This is a genomic window from Legionella wadsworthii DSM 21896 = ATCC 33877 (assembly GCF_000701265.1).
Taxonomy (GTDB): Bacteria; Pseudomonadota; Gammaproteobacteria; order Legionellales; family Legionellaceae; genus Legionella; species Legionella wadsworthii.
The window spans coordinates 189,742-207,286 of sequence record NZ_JNIA01000022.1; the positions used below are offsets into that span (position 1 = coordinate 189,742).

Consider the following 17,545-nt stretch of genomic DNA (forward strand, 5'->3'; position numbering starts at 1 on the left):
TTAGTTAAACTAAGCTTTTGGCTTAAATTCCATTAAAGTAAATAGACTCTTTGTTGGATAGCTGTTCTCAAATATAAACCCGGCAGGTTCAATTGATTTTTGCCATTCGGATAAAGTACGTTGTCTGCCACCAAGTAAAACCATCATCACAATATCCATCGTTTTATTCGGATGAGGCTTATTGTTGTCCGGCATGACTTGTTCTGCAATAAATAAAGTGGCAGATTTGGGTATCTGTTGGGCACAATTTTTTAATATCTGATGCATCATATCATCATTAAAATCATGCAAAACCCCCTTGAATATATATGCATCTGCAATGGGAATTGTCGCAAAAAAGTCACCTTTTTGTAAGGATACTTGTGGGGAAAATGCATGAGGATCCAACTGGTCAACCACTGATGGGGTATCAAAGAGAATTGCCTGTAGCTTTGGATTTTGTTGGGTGATGGCTTTAATGAGGCCTCCTCGTCCGCCCCCCATATCTACAATTTTAGAAAAAATAGAAAAATTGAATGCATCACTAATGGCCTTTTCATCATAGGATGATAATTTTGCCATACCTCGATCAAAATTCTGCTGTTTTTCTGGATTTTTACTAAGGAAACTGAAAAAATCATCCCCGTGTTGCAATTCAAAAGCAGGGATCCCCGTTTTTAGACTTTCATCCAATTGAGAAAAAGCTTGCCACCAAATGTCATCCACCATACATAAAACATCCCGTACAGAATTAGGATCGTCCTCACGTAATGGTTTAGATAATTCAGTTAAAGCATAAAAGCCGTCATCGTAATGAAATAAATGGTAACCAAGCAAAAATTGTAACAATCTTTCGAGTAATTCTGGCTTACATCCGCTTAATTGAGCCAACTCTTCCACCCGCTTTGGCCCTGAGGCTAAATGATCGGCTATGCCTAACTTGGCTATGGCATGCAATGCGCGTGATACCACATACCAGCGAGACATGATAGCTAATTGAATATGAGGCTTATCCATTTCAGATGGCATAACAATTCCTTTTTAAATGTTTACTTATTATTTGTTACTTGGAATAAAATGTTAAGTTTTATTTTAGTTTATTTTTAAAATAAAGCTTCCAGGGCAATCAATCTGATCTCCATTTTTCATAAATAAAATGGCGCTGGGCGCTTTGATTTAATGCACCTGAAATATCTCCTTTGTAAAAAATATCACCCCAAAACTTTTGTTTGGTTATTCATTTTTGGTTTCGCTTTTTTGGGAGCCATTATTAATGGAAGCTATGTTGTTCTTATAAGTGAATCATTTCCAGCTCACTTGCGTTACTCCGGGGTTGGATTCAGTTACAGCCTGGGCATCGCCTTATTTGGCGGTATTGCGCCCCTGATATTTAGTCAACTTATCGTTACTTTAAAATCACCAGAGGCACCCGCCCTTTACCTATTTGTTTGTGCCTGTTTTACCCTTTTTGCAATTATCCAAACCGATCACCCTGAAAAAAAGCGTCAACTTTTATCTGAGAATCATGGTAATACCCACTTAAAATAAAAATTTCTTTCACCATCTCATATGGGATCATTTTGGATGAAAGCGAAATAATTGCTTTAAGTTCATGTCAGGAGATATCGTCAAAAAGCAAAATAAAGGCGTCATTTAAAGAAATCCATATTTGCTCCCAAGGTTTTGCTCTTTTCATAATTACAGCACTTTCTCTGGCTGCTTTTAATTCAATTGGAATAAATAGATAACGCGATGGATCGAAATTTGAAGTCGGGTCTGATTTTAGAATATAAGTGATACAATCATGAAACTCTTCTTTACTTACGCTCAAATCAACATAATATCTGCACAATGCATCCAATACTTGATAAAGATTTTGCGCCCCAGCAAGCATAAGGGCAGAATCTTTATTCTGCTCTTTATTTTGATCAGCAACTATTTGCTCCATTAATTTTTGCAATGGCACAGGAACCCCTGCTTTAGTGATTTCTGACTCCCTTTTATTTTTAGCTAATTCTGCTAAAGGCTCATACCATTCCAGGTCTTTATTATCACGATAATAGGTTAGGAAATTTTTTTCCGCGCTTAACGACTGCTGAGCATAGGCTTCTTGGGATAAGGAGCATTGATAATCAAAAATCGAACCGATATGCTCTGCAGTAAAATGCGACGCGTCTTTTCCCCCATGGCCATCATAAACACCCACTAAAAAGGGTAAATACAAGGAAAGTGTTTGCACAGCTATGGATATGTTATCACGTGAACCCCATTCAAGGGCTTTATTCGCTAGAAATTGTGCCAATTGCTCTTCATTCTTATTCAAGGATGTTTCTTGTAAACAATTTAAAAGCCATTGCTCATGGGCTTGTTTTGTTTGGTAGGTTAAGGGCTCTGTAAAACCATCACAGGTCGTAATCATTTGTACTTTGCCTACTTGTGCGAAAGTAGTGCCCACTTGGGCATAAATTTCATGAAGATCATTGATGTCGATGGTAGCATCCGCACACACCACTGCGGCATTGAAATCAAAATCGCCTATGGCCCGAGAAATAGCCAATTGGCCATTTATCCGATTGGCAAAGATTAAGCCACCTGCCCTTTGAATCCGTTCTTGCTCTGCATTGGGATGATGAATCATGCTGTTTAAACGAACCACACCCGCTATATTATCTTGCCTATCATAAATCACAGCAAAAGAAAGGGAATCTGCTAAAGTTGCAGTAATTAAAGTACCCATTCCATCATAAACAGTTGTCGATGCCGTGGTGCCACCCAACATCTCGTTGCGACCTAAAATATTGACCAAATGGTAGCTTGTCCACAAACGGCGTCCAATATCTTGTGGTGTCAGTGATTTAAAATGATCACGGGCATACCAGCATGCAAAAACAGCATCTTCCTGGGTTGGCCTTTTGCCTATCGTTTCATATAAACCAAAATGGTGTTCTTGTACAAGTTCACAGACTTCAGCGCTCTTTTCATGAGGTAGAGAGGTTAGGTACTGTATACGTGGCATGCTATTTCCTAATCATTATCGTACTGTAAAAATATAGCACACACACAATGAAAGCTTTTAAGTAAGAGCCTCTTCCGCTGTCTTGTTTAAATAACCACAATGGATTAAATAATTAAGATATTTTTCGAATATCTTCCCGTCAATTGTTTCACAATGGATTCCATATTCTTGTAACTGCTTTTGTGTCATTGCGCCATCTATGGTTGCCTTATTGTTGAAAAGATATAAATCAAATAAGGAATTTTTTTTAGTTACTTTTTCTGTAAAGAAAGGACGCAGTGGTGAAAACGGATGACTTGCCGTAAATAATCTATTTTTCTTAACCATCCTAATCCAATCAGGGTAAGCAACATCTTTAAGGACAAATCCTTTTTCTTGAATCCATTGAAACAATTGATCGATGTGGACTTTTTGAGGATTAAGCAAATGATAAGTGTTCGTTTCATAGGCTTTTTTCAACACACAGGTAATAATCGCCTTTGCCACATAATTCACTGAAACAAAATTAAATGCCACATCCAGTTTAGGCCGTGCTCCTAACTCGATACATCCTTTGATGATCCGGCAAGTCACATCTTCCTTATTCCAGTAGCCATTGTTGCTTTCCCCTGTAATTAAACTGGGTCTATACACTACAGTGGGGATATTATAATTCCGGGCATTGAGTACCAATCGTTCTGCCAACCATTTTGTCTGATTGTAGCCACCATAAATTCCTTCTTCAGGGGTGAGCTCTGTTTTTTCCTGGATGATGCGATCATCTGCCAGGTCCGCAGACAAAAAATAACCTATTGTAGATACATAGTGTAACGCTTTCAGCTTCCTGTAAGCCGCTAAATCAAGGAGTTGTTTTGTTCCGAATACATTACTTGCGGCAAGTTGGTGATAAGAAGAAACAAAATTAAGCACTGCGGCTCCATGAAGAATCAGATCGACAGTATCTGCCAAATAGTACCATTCTTGTTTCGCCAGACCCAGGTGATTTTTCTCTAAATTACCTAAGACTGTATTGATTCGATCAGAATAAAATGGCATCCATAGGTCATAATTTTTCATATTATCAATGATTCTTTTTTTTGCTTCCGCACTAGAATTGGCTTGTACCAGACAGGTTATTTGCCAGTTGGTTTGGGTGAAAAGTTCCTTAAGTAAGTAAGCGCCCAAAAAACCTGTAGCACCAGTTAAAAGAATCCGTTTTGGCGGTTTAGGCACACTCAGGGTGTAAGGAGTTATATTTTTATAATGATGAAACTCAGCGTTCAGATCAACTGCAGGCGAATTCAGTCGCTTTTGTGTTGCTATATTTCCTGCGTGCAAATTTATAATGTCATTCAGGCTGGGATCACCAAGAAGAAAATCTAAAGAGAGATCTTTAATATAAGTCGTTGAAAGCACATGGTGTAACTCTCCTAGAGTCACGGAATCCATGGCGAACTCACTTAATCTTTTTTCTTTATCTAAATCATTCACTTCTTCATTGAGAATGGATTGGAGTATCTGAACAATATCAAAATGCCCATTGAGGTAATTCACTGCCTGATTTTTTAATATTTTTTCTTCAAAGAGTGGCTCCAGCTCACCCCCCAAATATTTTTCTTTACACAATAAACGTTGGATCTTTCCACTTGTTGTTTTTGGAACAGATTTTCGGCTGACCAGAACCACGACATCAGCATGAATCCCATAACTTCGCAGCAGATTATTCCTTATGGTTTTTGTAATTTCTTCAAACTCTGACTTTTGAACCATTTTATTAATTTCTTGAAGGCAAATTAATGATTCCCCATCCTCTTCTTCTAATGAAAAAATGGCACAACCATGCTCTATCAGTTGAGGATGGCATCGATGAATGGCATCTTCTAAATCATGGGGGTAATAATTACGTCCCCGAATGATGATCATCTCCTTCAGGCGCCCGGTGACATAGAGTGAACCATTATCTAAATACCCTAAATCTCCTGTTCGTAAATAAGATAAATTGCTGTTTGCAATACGGGCATGGAAGGTCTGTTGAGTTTCTTGGGGTAATTGCCAATATCCTTGGGCGACACTGTGACCAGCAATCCAAATCTCCCCTATCTCTTTGTCTGCACATTCTTGTAATGTATCCGGATTGACGATAACCAGATGGCAGCCATGTATGGGTTGCCCACAATTAATTATATTTGTCCCTTCAGAAAGGGCGCTTTCACAATAAACCGCTTTTCCCTGATTTAGTGCCTCCTTATCAAGACATCGATGGCTTATTCCCTGAAATCGTTTCCCTCCAGTCACCATCAAGGTTGATTCAGCAAGTCCATAACAAGGATAAAAGGCCTGAGGAGAAAAACCACATGAAGCAAACCTTCGAATGAAACGCGCCACCGTACTTTGCCGTATCGGTTCAGAACCACTCATGGCACATTGCAAGCTACTTAAATCCAATCCTTTTTTTTCCTCCTCTGTAATATGACTGACACACAAATCATATGCAAAATTAGGCGCAACTGTGGCTGTAGCCCGATAGAGGGTCATCGTTTCCAACCATATTGCCGGACGTTGCAAAAAAGTAAGAGGAGACATTAATTTTGCAGGAATGTTACTCAATAAAGGTAGTAGTATTCCTCCAATAAGGCCCATGTCATGGTAATGGGGTAACCAGGAAACGCTAATGTCCTCTTCCGAAATGCCATTAGCTTTTTCAATTTCAATTAAATTATGAAGTAAATTACCATGGTTAATCATCACACCTTTGGGCTTCCCTGTAGAACCCGAGGTATATTGTAAAAAAGCAATTTCTTTTTCGGTAAAGAAAGATGGGGTTGCTATTGTGTCTTCATTTATCCAGTCTTCTGTAATAATGAATTTTATTTTTTCACAGTCAGGATGATCTTTTATTCGTTTTTTAATTTGAACCATGAGCTCCTTTGTAGTCAAAACAACAGATGCCCCTGAGTTTTGAAGGATGTAATAAAATTTTTCCGACCAATGGATCATCGTAGGAGGATAAAAAGGAACGGCGATAACTTTAGCGTACAAGCAACCAAAAAACACAGAGATAAAATCAAGTCCAGGAGGATAAATAATTAATGCGCGATCTTGAGCTGATGCCACTTTTTGAAGGACAAAAGCTAATTTTTTTGCCTGTTCGGATAAACTCCGGTACGAGAGCTTCTTATTTTCTTTTGCTGTTCTGTCAATTAGTGTATAGAGTGGGAAATCTGGATTGTTCTCTGCTTTGTTTTCCAATAAGTCGATCAAACTTGTGTAACTACTCGCGCCCATACAACCCCCTAAAGCTAAGATAATTGCGTCCTGAAATACATAAAGAAGGAAAAACAGCTCTCATTAGCCTCAATTATTATGGATATTTATTTGAAATGTACAGCAATCTCAGACAAACTAAAAAGGAAAAAGTCTGTAGGAAAACTGGATGAGACAACTTATAACCAAAGCGTATCTTAAAATTAAAGAAGCCACTGGTTATTCATTGCATGGATTAAAAGCGGCTGCTCAAGATGAATTTGCATTTCGCCTTGAATTAATTGCTGGGATCATTGCTTTGCCGCTTAGTTTTTTCATAGGAAAAACTTACTTTGAGTGTGCATTGTTGATCAGTTCTTTACTCGTAGTCTTTATTGTTGAGCTGCTCAATTCGGCGGTAGAAACCACATTGAATCGAATTGATAAATCCTGGAATCCTTTAACTAAAAAAGCCAAGGATTTAGGATCTGCTGCTGTTTTTATTGCAATTATTAATGCATTAGTCATTTGGATACTTCTGATTGTCTCTCGCTTTCATGCATGAGATGCATCAAGGAGACATCCTCTTTTTTAAAAAAAAACAAAATATACTTACGGTAATGGTCAAATTACGGTAAAATATGCACTTTAGAGCAGCATTTTTTTCTACTTAAATATGTCCAAATCACTCACGCCTATCAAACGCATCTCGTGCATTGTCCCTGTCTACAATGAAGAAGCAGGCATTGCTGAGTTCGTTGCTGCATTAACGGAAACATTAAAAAAACTTGGCTATGCTTATGAAATATTAATTGTCGATGATGGAAGCCATGACAATACACCAGTCATTATCCAACAATTACGTGTTCAATTCGCCCTCCGTTGCATTCGCTTTAGTCGAAATTTTGGAAAGGAAAATGCAATTAGTGCTGGATTGGATCATGCTCAAGGTGATGCAGTGATTCTGTTAGATGCCGATTTCCAACATCCATTAGAACTTTTAAGCCAATTTATTGCCCAATGGGAAGCAGGTTATGATATGGTTTATGCAGTTCGGCAAAACCGAGCCAATGAATCCTGGTTAAAAAGGACCTGTGCCAAAGCATTTTATCAACTTACCTCAAGAATAAATCGAATCAATATTCCGCCCAATGCTGGGGATTTCAGGCTTTTAGATCGTAAAATTGTCAAAGCGCTGCAAAAATTACCCGAAAGAAATCGTTTTATGAAAGGGTTGTACAGTTGGGTTGGATTTAAACAGATTGCAATCCCTTTTGAAGTACAGCCCCGAAAAACAGGCAATTCCCAATGGAATTTTTACTCTCTGTTAGACTTGGCCATTACAGGAATTACCTCATTTACTGCTTTTCCATTACGAATGATAGCGATTGGGGGAATTGGCGTCGCCACTTTAGCCATCCTCTATGGCCTTTGGATAATCCTCAGTACTTTAATTTTTGGTATAGAAACTCCAGGTTGGGCAACGATAGTCACTACCATTTCCTTTTTTGGCGGGTTGCAGCTCTTTGCCTTGGGCGTCGTAGGAGAATATATAGGTCGCGTCTTTGATGAGGTCAAACATAGGCCTCACTATGTGATTGACGAGGAATCCAGTTTTGACGACTACCCAACTTAAATTTAAATACAGAATCCTTTATTTTTTGGGTATAGGCGGGTTTGCGGCACTCATACATCTGTTTACTGTATACAACCTAGTCAATTACCTGCAGGTACAAGCACTGATAGCGAATGTTTTTGCTTTTTTAATTGCCTTTAATGTCAGCTTTTTAGGTCACAAATATTTTACTTTCTCACGACTAAATAATGAAAAAATTTTGAGTTTGCCTCATTTTTTCCTTGTAGCCGCTTCGGCTGGAATCATCAATGAAACTCTTTATTTTTTGTTGCTCCAATTTACCCAATTACATTACCTGCTTGCTTTGTTTCTTGTTTTAGGGATCGTTTCTGTCTATAGCTTTATTATTTCGAGATATTGGGCTTGCCGCTAATTGTATATCCCTCATTAGGAGTAAAAGCTCAAGCAACTTCTACCGGTTCCCTTATGACGAGGTTATCACCCGCCATTTCCTTTACTTTAGCCATGACGGTATTTACTTTTTCCACTGTATCAATAAATTGAATGAGCAAGGGGAGTTTGCTCCCTATATCCACCAGGGAAGTAGAGACTACCGGTTTGTCTTTCGTATATCCGGCAACCCCGCGCAATACTGTCCCTCCTGCAATTCCACTTGCATCCAACATGCTTAATATCTCAAGATGCAAAGGACGATGTTGCCATTTGTCTGCTTCATTAATGTAAATAGAAACTTTGATATGATCCATAATTTAGATTGTCCGTGCGAGCACGATACCCGCAATAACTGCTAACAGTGAAAAAAGATTATTGCAGATAAAATTTAGGGCAGCAAGTCCATAATCACTTTGCTCGACAAGCATATACGTTTCATAAGTAAAACTGGAAAAGGTGGTATAAGCACCGCAAAATCCAATGGCAACAAAAGAGCGCCACCTTGGATCAACCTCAACCCGCTCCATTGTCCAGGCAAGAAAAAAACCAAGGATAAAGCTTCCGGTTAGATTCACTATGAATGTACCATAAGGAATGTCTGCAGATAAAAATTTATTTGAAAAACGGCCTACGAGATAACGTAAATTGGCACCAATGATCGCCCCAAAAGATATCCAAAAAAAGTCATTCAAGAGTTTTGTCCTTTTTATTCAAACTGGTCACCATCGCTAAAAGATAATACATAAAAAAAATAATTCAGTAAAATTTAAAATTTTACCCTGGATAATCCTCTTGATCTTGAAACCATCGTATCTGACATTCTTGGCTGTCTTTCAAAAAATTATCACTGGACAAGTAATTTAATTCTTTAATGCGTGCATGGGCAATGGGATCACTGTTGTTTGAGCTTTCACCTGGGTGACACATGATTAATGTATTCTCTTGAGCCAAGCTCATCCATTGTCTGAATAATTCTCTATAATTTGTATTGGGTGCAAAATCATAAATACCGGAAAAAAAACGATTATGCTTGATGCCTCGCTGGATAAGTTGCTTTAATAATGCCTTACCTCCTGTAATACATAAAATATTGGCTTTAAATCGAAACTGCGGCAAAGTAATGGAGGGCCAGGTGGAACGAATGGCAGCTCCGGAATTTTTTAATTTTTGGGCATATAAATCTAAAATGACTTTTCGTATTACTGGAAATTGATGAATGTGTTGATGTCCGTCAATAAAATCAGGCAGTTGCTCCATGGTCTTTGTAAATTGTTCCAGCTGGGCTAAAAATTCCCAGGCAATAAAGGACAATTTAATCGATCTCATATGGGTTTTAACCAATAATTCTTGCAAGGAAAAACAGCCTTTTTCTGGAATCGAAATAAAATGTCCCTCCGTCAAATTAAAATGCAAACCTATTTTAATGTGTTTACTTTTTTTGAATGAGAGAAGTTCCTGGGAGTAGTGAATAAACCCTGGCATATTCACCATGCAGCTTACTGCAGATAAGCGTCCCATACGAACCAATTTCAAAATACCTTCCGAAACACCAGAATTCAAGCCGAAATCATCTGCACACAACATTATGGTTTTTGAATCCATCTCCATGATACGCCCATACTTTTAAAAAAAACTATGATATATCATTTTATTTAAAAATATAGACTTGAATAAAATTACAAATTGGCTCTTGGATTTAGGCAGCCTCAGACTGCACTTTTACTGGAAAATAACGAGCCCCCAATACATTGATGCACAAACCACCAATCACCAAAAGACCGGCAGCCAGCTTCCATAATTGAAATGGTTCACCTAAAACGATCACGGAACTTAGAATGGCAACAATTGGGACGAGAAGCGTAAAAGGCGCAATCATCCCCACTGGATATCGCGCCATAAGCCAGTTCCAAACCCCATAACCCACCCATGTAGATATAAATACAATATAAAATAAGGAACCAATACCCCGCCAGCTGATATGCTCATAGGTATAAACAAAATTTGAAGCCCCTTCAAAAAACCATGCGAAAAGGAACATAGGAATACAGGCAACAAAACTTCCCCAGGCAATGATCGCCATCATGTTGCTGCTGCTGCCTTTAATTTTTTTGGTAATGAGGTTCCCAAATCCCCAGGTGGCTGCAGCTGCAAGAATGAATAAAAAGCCCAGTAAAGAGATGTCACTATCGAAATGCATCGCCACGACTCCGATACCCACAGCAGCAACGAGCGCACCTAAAATTTGACCTATGTTCGGTTGTTCTCCCAAGAAAGCAACAGCGAAAAACATGCTGAAAAACACTTGGGTCTGCATCAGCAACGATGCCATTCCTGCCGGCATGCCTAAGCTCATGCCTAGGAACAGGAAAGCAAATTGCAAAGCGAACATAATAAAACCGTAAAGGACAATCATCCGAAAAGATGCTTGTGGAATCTTAATAAAAAATATCGCGGGAATACTTGCAAATAAAAAGCGTAAGGCACAGAGTAACAGAGGAGAAATTTCTTCAAGTCCAAAAGAAACAAAAAGAAAATTTATTCCCCAAACAACAACCACCAAAAGAGCCAATAAAAGATGTGGAATAGGCATCATCAGTGCTCCAGCCAAAAACAATATTTTAGCTGAAGTACTGTAATAAAGCTAATTATTAAGTTTATATTTTATACAAATTAATGTTCAAAAATAGTAAATATTGCTTCCTGCTAAAACGGTATATTTGTCGGTAGGTATAAGGATAATAATTGGAACATGGAATATGTAGGGCAATTTTCTTTTAATCACAATGAATTTATAATCTGAGTTGTTCCTACAGATTAATAGAAAGGGAGAACTCTAATCTGTCAATTGATGAATCCCTGGATTCCTCGAGAATATAAATATGCTTTTGAGAATTTAATAATGAAAGAAATTATTCTTGCCACAAGCAATGCAGGTAAAATTAAAGAATTAAGCGATTTGTTAGCGCCTATTGAATGTATTCCCCAATCGGGCTTAGGGATTTCTGATGCCGAAGAAAATGGATATAGTTTTATTGAGAATGCGCTCATTAAAGCACGTCATGCCAGCTTACATTCAAAAAGGCCTGCATTAGCGGATGATTCAGGATTAGTCGTTCCCGCTTTAAATGGGGAGCCGGGGATCTATTCTGCTCGATACGCTGGAAAGAATGCAACAGATGCCGAGAACATCCAACTTTTACTTGAAAAAATGTCGGGGGTACCCTATGACCAACGAGAAGCTTGGTTTTATTGCGCCATTGCCTTAGTCAAACATGCAACGGATCCTATGCCCATAATCGCAACCGGAATGTGTCATGGAATCATTCATTCGCAATCTTTAGGAGAAGGCGGGTTCGGTTATGACCCTATTTTTTATATTCCTGAATTTGAATGCACGGTCGCCCAATTACCTGCTAAAATTAAAAATAATATCAGTCACCGCGCACAAGCCCTAAAGCAACTGCGAGATTTAATTAAGAATTGACATGGATACCGATGCACTTTTTGCGCAAGCATATAAATTTCAACATGAAGGTCAATTGCCACAGGCAATTAGCCTTTATGAACAAATTTTAGCTCAAGAACCACAGCACTTAAATACTCTGCATTTTTTGGGACTGACCTATGCTCAATTAGGCGATATGGATAATGCCATTCTTTATCTTTTACAAGCACTTTCATTAAACCCAAATAATGCAGGGTTGCTGAACAACCTTGCGAATGCCTATAAAAAATCACATCAATTGGATAAAGCGATTGAATATTATCATCAAGCCATCAATCTGGAACCAGAATATGCCCAAGCCCATAATAATCTGGCGACGGTGTATGCATTGCAAAATAATTATCCGCAGGCATTATTACACTATAAACAGGCCGTTCATGCTGAACCCGACTTTAGTGCCGCACATTTTAATTTAGGATTATTATTACTGCAAAACAATCAGTTAGAGGCTGCTAAAGTCCAATTCAATAATGTGATTTCGTTAAATCCTTTTCATACCGATGCATTATTTTATCTTGGTGTATTGCATTTGGAAAAAAATGCACTTGCCGAAGCTGAAGAAGCATTTCAAAATGTTCTTGAGCAAGATAGCAAACAAATAGAAGCACTTTCAAATCTTGGGGTGATTGCTTTAAAAAGACAACAAAATCAATTGGCAATCGATTATTTCAGTAAAGCTCTCGCTTTAGACAATGAGAATATCGAAGCGCGAAATAATTTAGCTGCTACATTCATGCATCATGACCGGTTTGAAAATGCACTGATGCATTATGATGTGTTGCTTAAAAAAGAGCCGAATAATATTGAATATTTATATAATTCCGGTGTTGCCCAAATGGCTCTGGGACATTTAAACGAAGCGATTTGTCTTTTTGACCATATTTTGAATCTCGAAAGCACTCATGGGTCCACATTAAACAATTTAGCAGCTATTTATCTTAAAATGGAGCAACGAGAGAAGGCAAAAGAATACCTTGAGCGCGCATTAACCATGAACCCCAAAGATACCATTAGCGCCCATATGCTACATGCCCTCACTGGAGACGAATCAGCTGCAACCACTCCTGAATATGCACATAATTTGTTTAATAATTATGCCCTGTATTATGACAGTCACATGAAAGGAACACTTCAATATTCAATTCCACAACATATTGCACGTGTCATCCATCAATTGGAATTACCAGTTAATACCCACACATTGGATTTAGGGTGTGGAACCGGCCTTACCGGCATTGTGCTGCGTGAGGTAAGCCAACATTTAACCGGGGTAGACATCTCAGGAAAAATGCTGGCGCAGGCAAAAGAAAAAGACATCTATAATAATTTAGTAGAATCGGAAATCGCTCAATTTCTTCAGCATAATAAAGCGTTGTACCATCTCATCATTGCAGCTGATGTCTTACCCTATTTTGGTGAGTTAGATTCATTATTTCCTGCCATTCATCAACATTTAAAACCGCAGGGCTACTTCATCTTTACCACTGAAATTTGTGAAACTTATCCCTGGTCACTTGAATCGAGCGCTCGTTTCAGCCATCACCCTGATTACATCAAAAAATTAGCAGAACAAAGCCATTTTCAATTGATATCCTGTGAAAAAATCCCGGCGCGAATACAAAACGAACGCCCCCTGGATGTCATCATTTATATTCTGACCCCTGAATCGCTGCAATAAACCCACCTAGCATTTTATCATTCATCTCGGGATAAATTTGGGTATTAATATAGGCTCAACCTGGATACCGCGAACAAGTCGCGGTACGTAGGCAAAAGATGATGCGTCAGACATTTCTTCCTTACGTGCAAGCCCTCTTGACAGCTTACATGAGTTTTTCTTCAGCACAGGCAAGTGTCCTGACCGCTCGTATGAGTTTACTTCACCACAGGCAAATGTCCTGGCCGCTCGTGAGTTTTAGTTTGCCACAGGCAAATGTTCCGGCCGCTCGTATGAGTTTTACTTCGCCACAAGCAAGTGTCCCGGCCGCTCATATGAGTTTTACTTCACCACAAGCAAGTGTCCTGGCCGCTCGTGAGTTTTAGTCCGCCCGCATGCAAGTGTCCTGGCCGCCCGTATGAGTTTTACCTCACCACAAGCAAGTGTCCTGGCCGCTCGTGAGTTTTAGTCCGCCCGCATGCAAGGGTCGTGACCGCTCGTATGAGTTTTACTTCAACACAGGCAAATGTCCTGGCCGCTCGTGAGTTTTAGTCCGCCCGCATGCAAAGGTCGTGACCGCTCGCATGAGTTTTACCTCACCACAGGCAAGTATCCCGGCCGCTCGTGAGTTTTAGTCCGCCCGCATGCAAGGGTCGTGACCGCTCGTATGAGTTTTACTTCACCACAAGCAAGTGTCCCGGCCGCTCGTATGAGTTTTACTTCAGCACAAGCAAATGTCCTGGCCGCTCGTATGAGTTTTACTTCACCACAGGCAAGTGTCCTTGCCGCTCGTTAATTTTAGTTCGCCCGCATGCAAGGGTTGTGACCACTCGTGAGTTTTAGTTCTCCTACGTGCCGCGACTGTTCGCGGCATCCATCGACCAGTCAGATTAGTTATCATTGGTTTCAGGCGGATGTACCAAGAGCAAGATATAGAACTCTTTTGGAAACAGTCATTTCTTTCCTCAATAAGTCCTAATGCAAGCATATAAACCAAAAATCAAATATTAAAAAGGCAATTCCAGGGAAGCATCTAATAAATGCATCTGCGCCTTAAATAAACGCTGAATATGCTCTAAATTATCCTCATCCTCTGCTTCAAAACGGGCGACAAGACATGGTGTAGTATTAGAGGCACGGAGTAAACCCCAGCCTTTGGGAAATTCAACCCTTAATCCATCAATCGCAATAACTCGCGCTTGCGGAAATTGCGCCCTTTCATTAAAAAGCTTCATAAATTGGAATTTTTCCTCATCAGCTATAGCAATTTTCAGCTCAGGAGTATTGATACTGTTGGGAATTGCTGCAAATTGTTCACTGATGGTTACTTCAGACTGGCTGATGATTTCAAGTAAACGACAGGCACTATACAGTGCATCGTCAAATCCATACCAGCGATCTTTGAAAAACAAATGGCCACTCATTTCACCAGCCAGAGCAGCGCCCTCCTCTTTCATAATATGTTTTACAATAGAATGGCCGGTGGGACACATTTTAGGTATACCGCCAGCATTTTTAATTACGGACTCAAGATGGCTGGAACATTTCACATCAAATACAATGGTCGCTCCGGGTAGACGGGTTAATAATTCTCTTACATAGAGCATCATCAATCGATCAGGCCAAATCATTTCACCTTTATTCGTGATTAATCCTAAACGGTCGGCATCTCCATCAAAAGCGATACCCAAATCAGCTTGATGTTCTGCAACAGCAGCTTTTAAATCCGCCAGGTTTGCTTCAATTGTCGGGTCAGGGTGATGATTAGGAAAGTGGCCATCGACGTCACAATAAAGCGAGATCACCTCACATCCCAAATGGTTTAATACCTCAGGTATAATCGGACCGGCGATTCCATTTCCACAGTCTACCACCACTTTTAAAGGACGTTTGACATGGATATCACTAACAATACGCTCCTTGTATTTTGTCAAGATATCAAATTCGGTAACCGTACCTTGACCTTCAATACGCTTTCCTTCCTGAACAAGTTGGTACAATATATCAATATCTTCTTGCATTAACGTCTTGCCCAACAGCACCATTTTAATCCCATTATAATTTGCAGGATTATGACTTCCAGTAACCATCAAACCGCAGTCAAGCCCTTGGGTATGCACTGCAAAATACATCACCGGTGTCGGTACAGCGCCTAAATCCAATACATCGATTCCACTGTCTATTAAACCTTGTTTTAAAGCTGAAGCCATATCAAAACTGGTAAGACGACCGTCTCGCGCCAAAAAAACCTTTTGGCGTTGTACCTGATGTAAATAATAGGCAAGTGCTAAACCAATGCTATAAAAAGCATTTTCATCTAATTCTTTACCAATGATCCCTCGAATGTCATAAGCTCGAAATACAGAACGAGAAACTTGCTTTTGCTGATAATTCATTAATGTCTCCCTGAACTTCCAAAACCACCTTCACCTCGGGAGGTTTCAGTAAATGCTTCCACAATTTCAAAAGAAGCTTGCACCACTGGAATAAAGACTAATTGCGCAATGCGCTCACCAGGGTTGATGGTAAAATGTTCAACACCTCGATTCCAGCAGGATATTTTGAGTTCTCCTTGATAATCCGAATCAATTAACCCAACCAAGTTACCCAAAACGATACCATGCTTATGGCCTAGTCCAGAACGAGGTAATATCACTGCGGCAAGATTGGGATCTGCGATGTAAATGGACAATCCTGTGGGCAATAAAATGGTTTCTTGTGGGGCAATTTGGATTGGCTCATTGATACACACCCGCAAATCTATCCCTGCCGAACCATGAGTTGCATAAGTGGGCAGCGGGATAGTATCTCCTATTCGGGCATCCAGTATTTTTAATTGAATTGCTTGAGTCATAATTTTTCCTGTTCACATGATTGGCCCTCATTTTGCAGAGTCGCAGCAATGATTGCAATAATTTGACCTGCCAAACGGGTTTTATGGTTTAAGGGTAATTCGATTTGCTTGTTTTTTGTAATTACCGTAACTTGATTTACTTCTGATTCAAATCCGAGGCCTTTTCCTACAGAATTTGCGACGATCATATCCAATTTTTTACGGTGTAACTTCTCAGTAGCATAGTGCACCACATCGTTAGTCTCTGCAGCAAAACCAACGACAAAGGAAGCGCGGCTTGAATCCGCAACCCAACTGAGAATGTCTTTATTCTTTATCAATTTAAGGGTTAGCTCATCCTGGTTTTTTTTCTTCATTTTCTCAGACGCAGGGGCATCAAATCCATAGTCTGAAACAGCAGCAGTTCCTATAAAAATACCTCCAGTGGGTATTTCCTTCTGCACTGCATCAAACATCTCACTTGCAGTTTCAACCTGAATGCGTTTGATGCATGCAGAAGCGTGTAATGCAGTTGGCCCGCTAATTAAAGTCACCTCTGCCCCAGCCATTGCAGCGGCTTCTGCTAAAGCATACCCCATTTTACCTGAGCTGTAGTTGCTGATGTATCTTACTGGATCCAAAGGTTCACGAGTGGGCCCTGCAGTGATTAATATTTTTTTACCTGCGAGTAACTGGTGTACTTCATATAAACGCAAAGCACTCAGGATTTGCTCGACTTCACTGACGCGCCCAAGGCCCTGCTCACCACAGGCCTGAGAACCTTCTTCAGGACCAACAAAGAGAGCACCTCTTTCCTGTAGCACCCTAAAATTAGCTTGAGTTGCGGGATGAGCCCACATGCTGCGATTCATTGCAGGGCAAATAATCACAGGTACTTCCGTTACAAGATATAATGTAGAGAGCAAATCATCTGCAATCCCCTGTGCTAATTTGGCAAGGCAATTTGCCGAAGCCGGTGCTATCAATAAAAAATCTGCCCAGCGAGCCAGTTCAATATGCCCCATAGCCCGCTCTGCTTGAGGATCAAATAAAGCAGTACGCACATCGTTTCCGGACAAAGCTTGCATCAACAAAGGGCTAACGAACTCCTGTGCGGATTGGGTCATCACCACTTTAACCTTTGCACCTGCCCGAGTTAACTCACGAATTAGGTATGCTGATTTATATGCGGCTACACCACCACACACACCAAGAAGTATTTTTTTGTCAACAAGATCTTGCATGATTGGGCGTTTTTAGTAAGAATAGCTCCGATCAAAGCATAAACTTCGCAATAAAGGAAT

The 17,545-nt window shown here is 39.8% G+C and carries 17 protein-coding genes; 7 read left to right on the top strand and 10 right to left on the bottom strand.

Features of this window, described 5'->3' with window-relative positions; genetic code table 11:
- Nucleotides 1-9 precede the first annotated feature (9 nt).
- A complete protein-coding gene (locus BU07_RS0101420) occupies nucleotides 10-1,008 on the bottom strand; it encodes a methyltransferase (protein WP_031562933.1) in 999 nt (332 codons plus the stop codon).
- A gap of 150 nt (nucleotides 1,009-1,158) precedes the next feature.
- Between BU07_RS0101420 and BU07_RS0101425 the strand changes: the two genes are divergently transcribed.
- Complete coding sequence (locus BU07_RS0101425; protein WP_031562934.1) at nucleotides 1,159-1,527, top strand: MFS transporter; 369 nt, start codon at nucleotides 1,159-1,161, stop codon at nucleotides 1,525-1,527.
- A 67-nt stretch (nucleotides 1,528-1,594) separates the two neighbouring features.
- Here the strand turns inward: BU07_RS0101425 and BU07_RS16605 are convergent, their stop codons facing one another.
- Both BU07_RS16605 and BU07_RS0101435 read right to left on the bottom strand, forming a co-directional pair.
- Nucleotides 1,595-2,995: a PP2C family serine/threonine-protein phosphatase gene (locus BU07_RS16605; protein ID WP_084157773.1), complete on the bottom strand. Its 1,401-nt coding sequence runs from the start codon at nucleotides 2,993-2,995 to the stop codon at nucleotides 1,595-1,597.
- 57 nt (nucleotides 2,996-3,052) lie between these two features.
- A complete protein-coding gene (locus tag BU07_RS0101435; RefSeq protein WP_031562938.1) occupies nucleotides 3,053-6,259 on the bottom strand; it encodes a thioester reductase domain-containing protein in 3,207 nt (1,068 codons plus the stop codon).
- A gap of 148 nt (nucleotides 6,260-6,407) precedes the next feature.
- Here BU07_RS0101435 and BU07_RS0101440 point away from each other — a divergent pair, with 148 nt between their 5' ends.
- The 3 genes from BU07_RS0101440 (at nucleotide 6,408) to BU07_RS0101450 (ending at nucleotide 8,226) form a co-directional block, all read left to right on the top strand.
- Nucleotides 6,408-6,782, top strand: a complete 375-nt coding sequence (locus BU07_RS0101440) for a diacylglycerol kinase (protein WP_031562941.1) — start codon at nucleotides 6,408-6,410, stop codon at nucleotides 6,780-6,782.
- A 111-nt stretch (nucleotides 6,783-6,893) separates the two neighbouring features.
- Complete coding sequence (locus BU07_RS0101445; RefSeq protein ID WP_031562943.1) at nucleotides 6,894-7,853, top strand: glycosyltransferase family 2 protein; 960 nt, start codon at nucleotides 6,894-6,896, stop codon at nucleotides 7,851-7,853.
- Entirely contained in the window at nucleotides 7,834-8,226 is a 393-nt protein-coding gene (locus tag BU07_RS0101450; protein ID WP_031562945.1) for a GtrA family protein, read from the top strand. Before BU07_RS0101445 ends, BU07_RS0101450 begins: the two co-directional genes overlap by 20 nt.
- Before the next feature lie 28 nt (nucleotides 8,227-8,254).
- Here BU07_RS0101450 and BU07_RS0101455 read toward each other — a convergent pair whose 3' ends face one another.
- From BU07_RS0101455 to BU07_RS0101470, 4 genes are all read right to left on the bottom strand, one after another.
- A complete protein-coding gene (locus BU07_RS0101455; RefSeq protein WP_031562947.1) occupies nucleotides 8,255-8,560 on the bottom strand; it encodes a DUF190 domain-containing protein in 306 nt (101 codons plus the stop codon).
- Between the two features lie 3 nt (nucleotides 8,561-8,563).
- Nucleotides 8,564-8,938 carry a fluoride efflux transporter CrcB gene (gene crcB, locus BU07_RS0101460; RefSeq protein ID WP_031562950.1) on the bottom strand — a complete coding sequence of 125 codons (375 nt, stop codon included), beginning with the start codon at nucleotides 8,936-8,938 and terminating at the stop codon, nucleotides 8,564-8,566.
- A gap of 82 nt (nucleotides 8,939-9,020) precedes the next feature.
- Entirely contained in the window at nucleotides 9,021-9,854 is an 834-nt protein-coding gene (locus BU07_RS0101465) for a ChbG/HpnK family deacetylase (protein WP_031562953.1), read from the bottom strand.
- Between the two features lie 88 nt (nucleotides 9,855-9,942).
- Nucleotides 9,943-10,836 carry an EamA family transporter gene (locus tag BU07_RS0101470; protein ID WP_031562955.1) on the bottom strand — a complete coding sequence of 298 codons (894 nt, stop codon included), beginning with the start codon at nucleotides 10,834-10,836 and terminating at the stop codon, nucleotides 9,943-9,945.
- A gap of 309 nt (nucleotides 10,837-11,145) precedes the next feature.
- Here BU07_RS0101470 and rdgB point away from each other — a divergent pair, with 309 nt between their 5' ends.
- From rdgB to BU07_RS17350, 3 genes are all read left to right on the top strand, one after another.
- The gene (gene rdgB, locus BU07_RS0101475; RefSeq protein WP_031562957.1) at nucleotides 11,146-11,730 is read left to right on the top strand and encodes an RdgB/HAM1 family non-canonical purine NTP pyrophosphatase; all 585 of its coding nucleotides are present in this window, start codon (nucleotides 11,146-11,148) and stop codon (nucleotides 11,728-11,730) included.
- Between the two features lies 1 nt (nucleotide 11,731).
- Entirely contained in the window at nucleotides 11,732-13,429 is a 1,698-nt protein-coding gene (locus BU07_RS0101480) for a tetratricopeptide repeat protein (RefSeq protein WP_035898913.1), read from the top strand.
- Between the two features lie 634 nt (nucleotides 13,430-14,063).
- Complete coding sequence (locus BU07_RS17350; protein ID WP_154659360.1) at nucleotides 14,064-14,204, top strand: hypothetical protein; 141 nt, start codon at nucleotides 14,064-14,066, stop codon at nucleotides 14,202-14,204.
- Nucleotides 14,205-14,415: 211 nt separating this feature from the next.
- Here BU07_RS17350 and BU07_RS0101490 read toward each other — a convergent pair whose 3' ends face one another.
- The 3 genes from BU07_RS0101490 to coaBC are packed head-to-tail and all read right to left on the bottom strand — an operon-like array spanning nucleotide 14,416 to nucleotide 17,485.
- Nucleotides 14,416-15,804 carry a phosphomannomutase/phosphoglucomutase gene (locus BU07_RS0101490; RefSeq protein WP_031562964.1) on the bottom strand — a complete coding sequence of 463 codons (1,389 nt, stop codon included), beginning with the start codon at nucleotides 15,802-15,804 and terminating at the stop codon, nucleotides 14,416-14,418.
- Nucleotides 15,804-16,262: a dUTP diphosphatase gene (dut, locus tag BU07_RS0101495; RefSeq protein ID WP_031562966.1), complete on the bottom strand. Its 459-nt coding sequence runs from the start codon at nucleotides 16,260-16,262 to the stop codon at nucleotides 15,804-15,806. The genes BU07_RS0101490 and dut overlap by 1 nt, the downstream gene beginning before the upstream one ends.
- On the bottom strand, nucleotides 16,259-17,485 hold the full coding sequence (gene coaBC, locus BU07_RS0101500; RefSeq protein ID WP_031562968.1) for a bifunctional phosphopantothenoylcysteine decarboxylase/phosphopantothenate--cysteine ligase CoaBC: 1,227 nt from the start codon (nucleotides 17,483-17,485) through the stop codon (nucleotides 16,259-16,261). The genes dut and coaBC overlap by 4 nt, the downstream gene beginning before the upstream one ends.
- Nucleotides 17,486-17,545: the final 60 nt, after the last annotated feature.

Excerpts from the sequence above, each read along its gene's own strand:
- BU07_RS0101420 (WP_031562933.1), bottom strand. The coding sequence starts at position 1,008 with ATGCCATCTGAAATGGATAAGCCTCATATTCAATTAGCTATCATGTCT.
- BU07_RS0101425 (WP_031562934.1), top strand. The coding sequence starts at position 1,159 with ATGCACCTGAAATATCTCCTTTGTAAAAAATATCACCCCAAAACTTTT.
- BU07_RS16605 (WP_084157773.1), bottom strand. The coding sequence starts at position 2,995 with ATGCCACGTATACAGTACCTAACCTCTCTACCTCATGAAAAGAGCGCT.
- BU07_RS0101435 (WP_031562938.1), bottom strand. The coding sequence starts at position 6,259 with ATGGGCGCGAGTAGTTACACAAGTTTGATCGACTTATTGGAAAACAAA.
- BU07_RS0101440 (WP_031562941.1), top strand. The coding sequence starts at position 6,408 with ATGAGACAACTTATAACCAAAGCGTATCTTAAAATTAAAGAAGCCACT.
- BU07_RS0101445 (WP_031562943.1), top strand. The coding sequence starts at position 6,894 with ATGTCCAAATCACTCACGCCTATCAAACGCATCTCGTGCATTGTCCCT.
- BU07_RS0101455 (WP_031562947.1), bottom strand. The coding sequence starts at position 8,560 with ATGGATCATATCAAAGTTTCTATTTACATTAATGAAGCAGACAAATGG.
- BU07_RS0101465 (WP_031562953.1), bottom strand. The coding sequence starts at position 9,854 with ATGGAGATGGATTCAAAAACCATAATGTTGTGTGCAGATGATTTCGGC.
- BU07_RS0101470 (WP_031562955.1), bottom strand. The coding sequence starts at position 10,836 with ATGCCTATTCCACATCTTTTATTGGCTCTTTTGGTGGTTGTTGTTTGG.
- rdgB (WP_031562957.1), top strand. The coding sequence starts at position 11,146 with ATGAAAGAAATTATTCTTGCCACAAGCAATGCAGGTAAAATTAAAGAA.
- BU07_RS0101480 (WP_035898913.1), top strand. The coding sequence starts at position 11,732 with ATGGATACCGATGCACTTTTTGCGCAAGCATATAAATTTCAACATGAA.
- BU07_RS0101490 (WP_031562964.1), bottom strand. The coding sequence starts at position 15,804 with ATGAATTATCAGCAAAAGCAAGTTTCTCGTTCTGTATTTCGAGCTTAT.
- dut (WP_031562966.1), bottom strand. The coding sequence starts at position 16,262 with ATGACTCAAGCAATTCAATTAAAAATACTGGATGCCCGAATAGGAGAT.
- coaBC (WP_031562968.1), bottom strand. The coding sequence starts at position 17,485 with ATGCAAGATCTTGTTGACAAAAAAATACTTCTTGGTGTGTGTGGTGGT.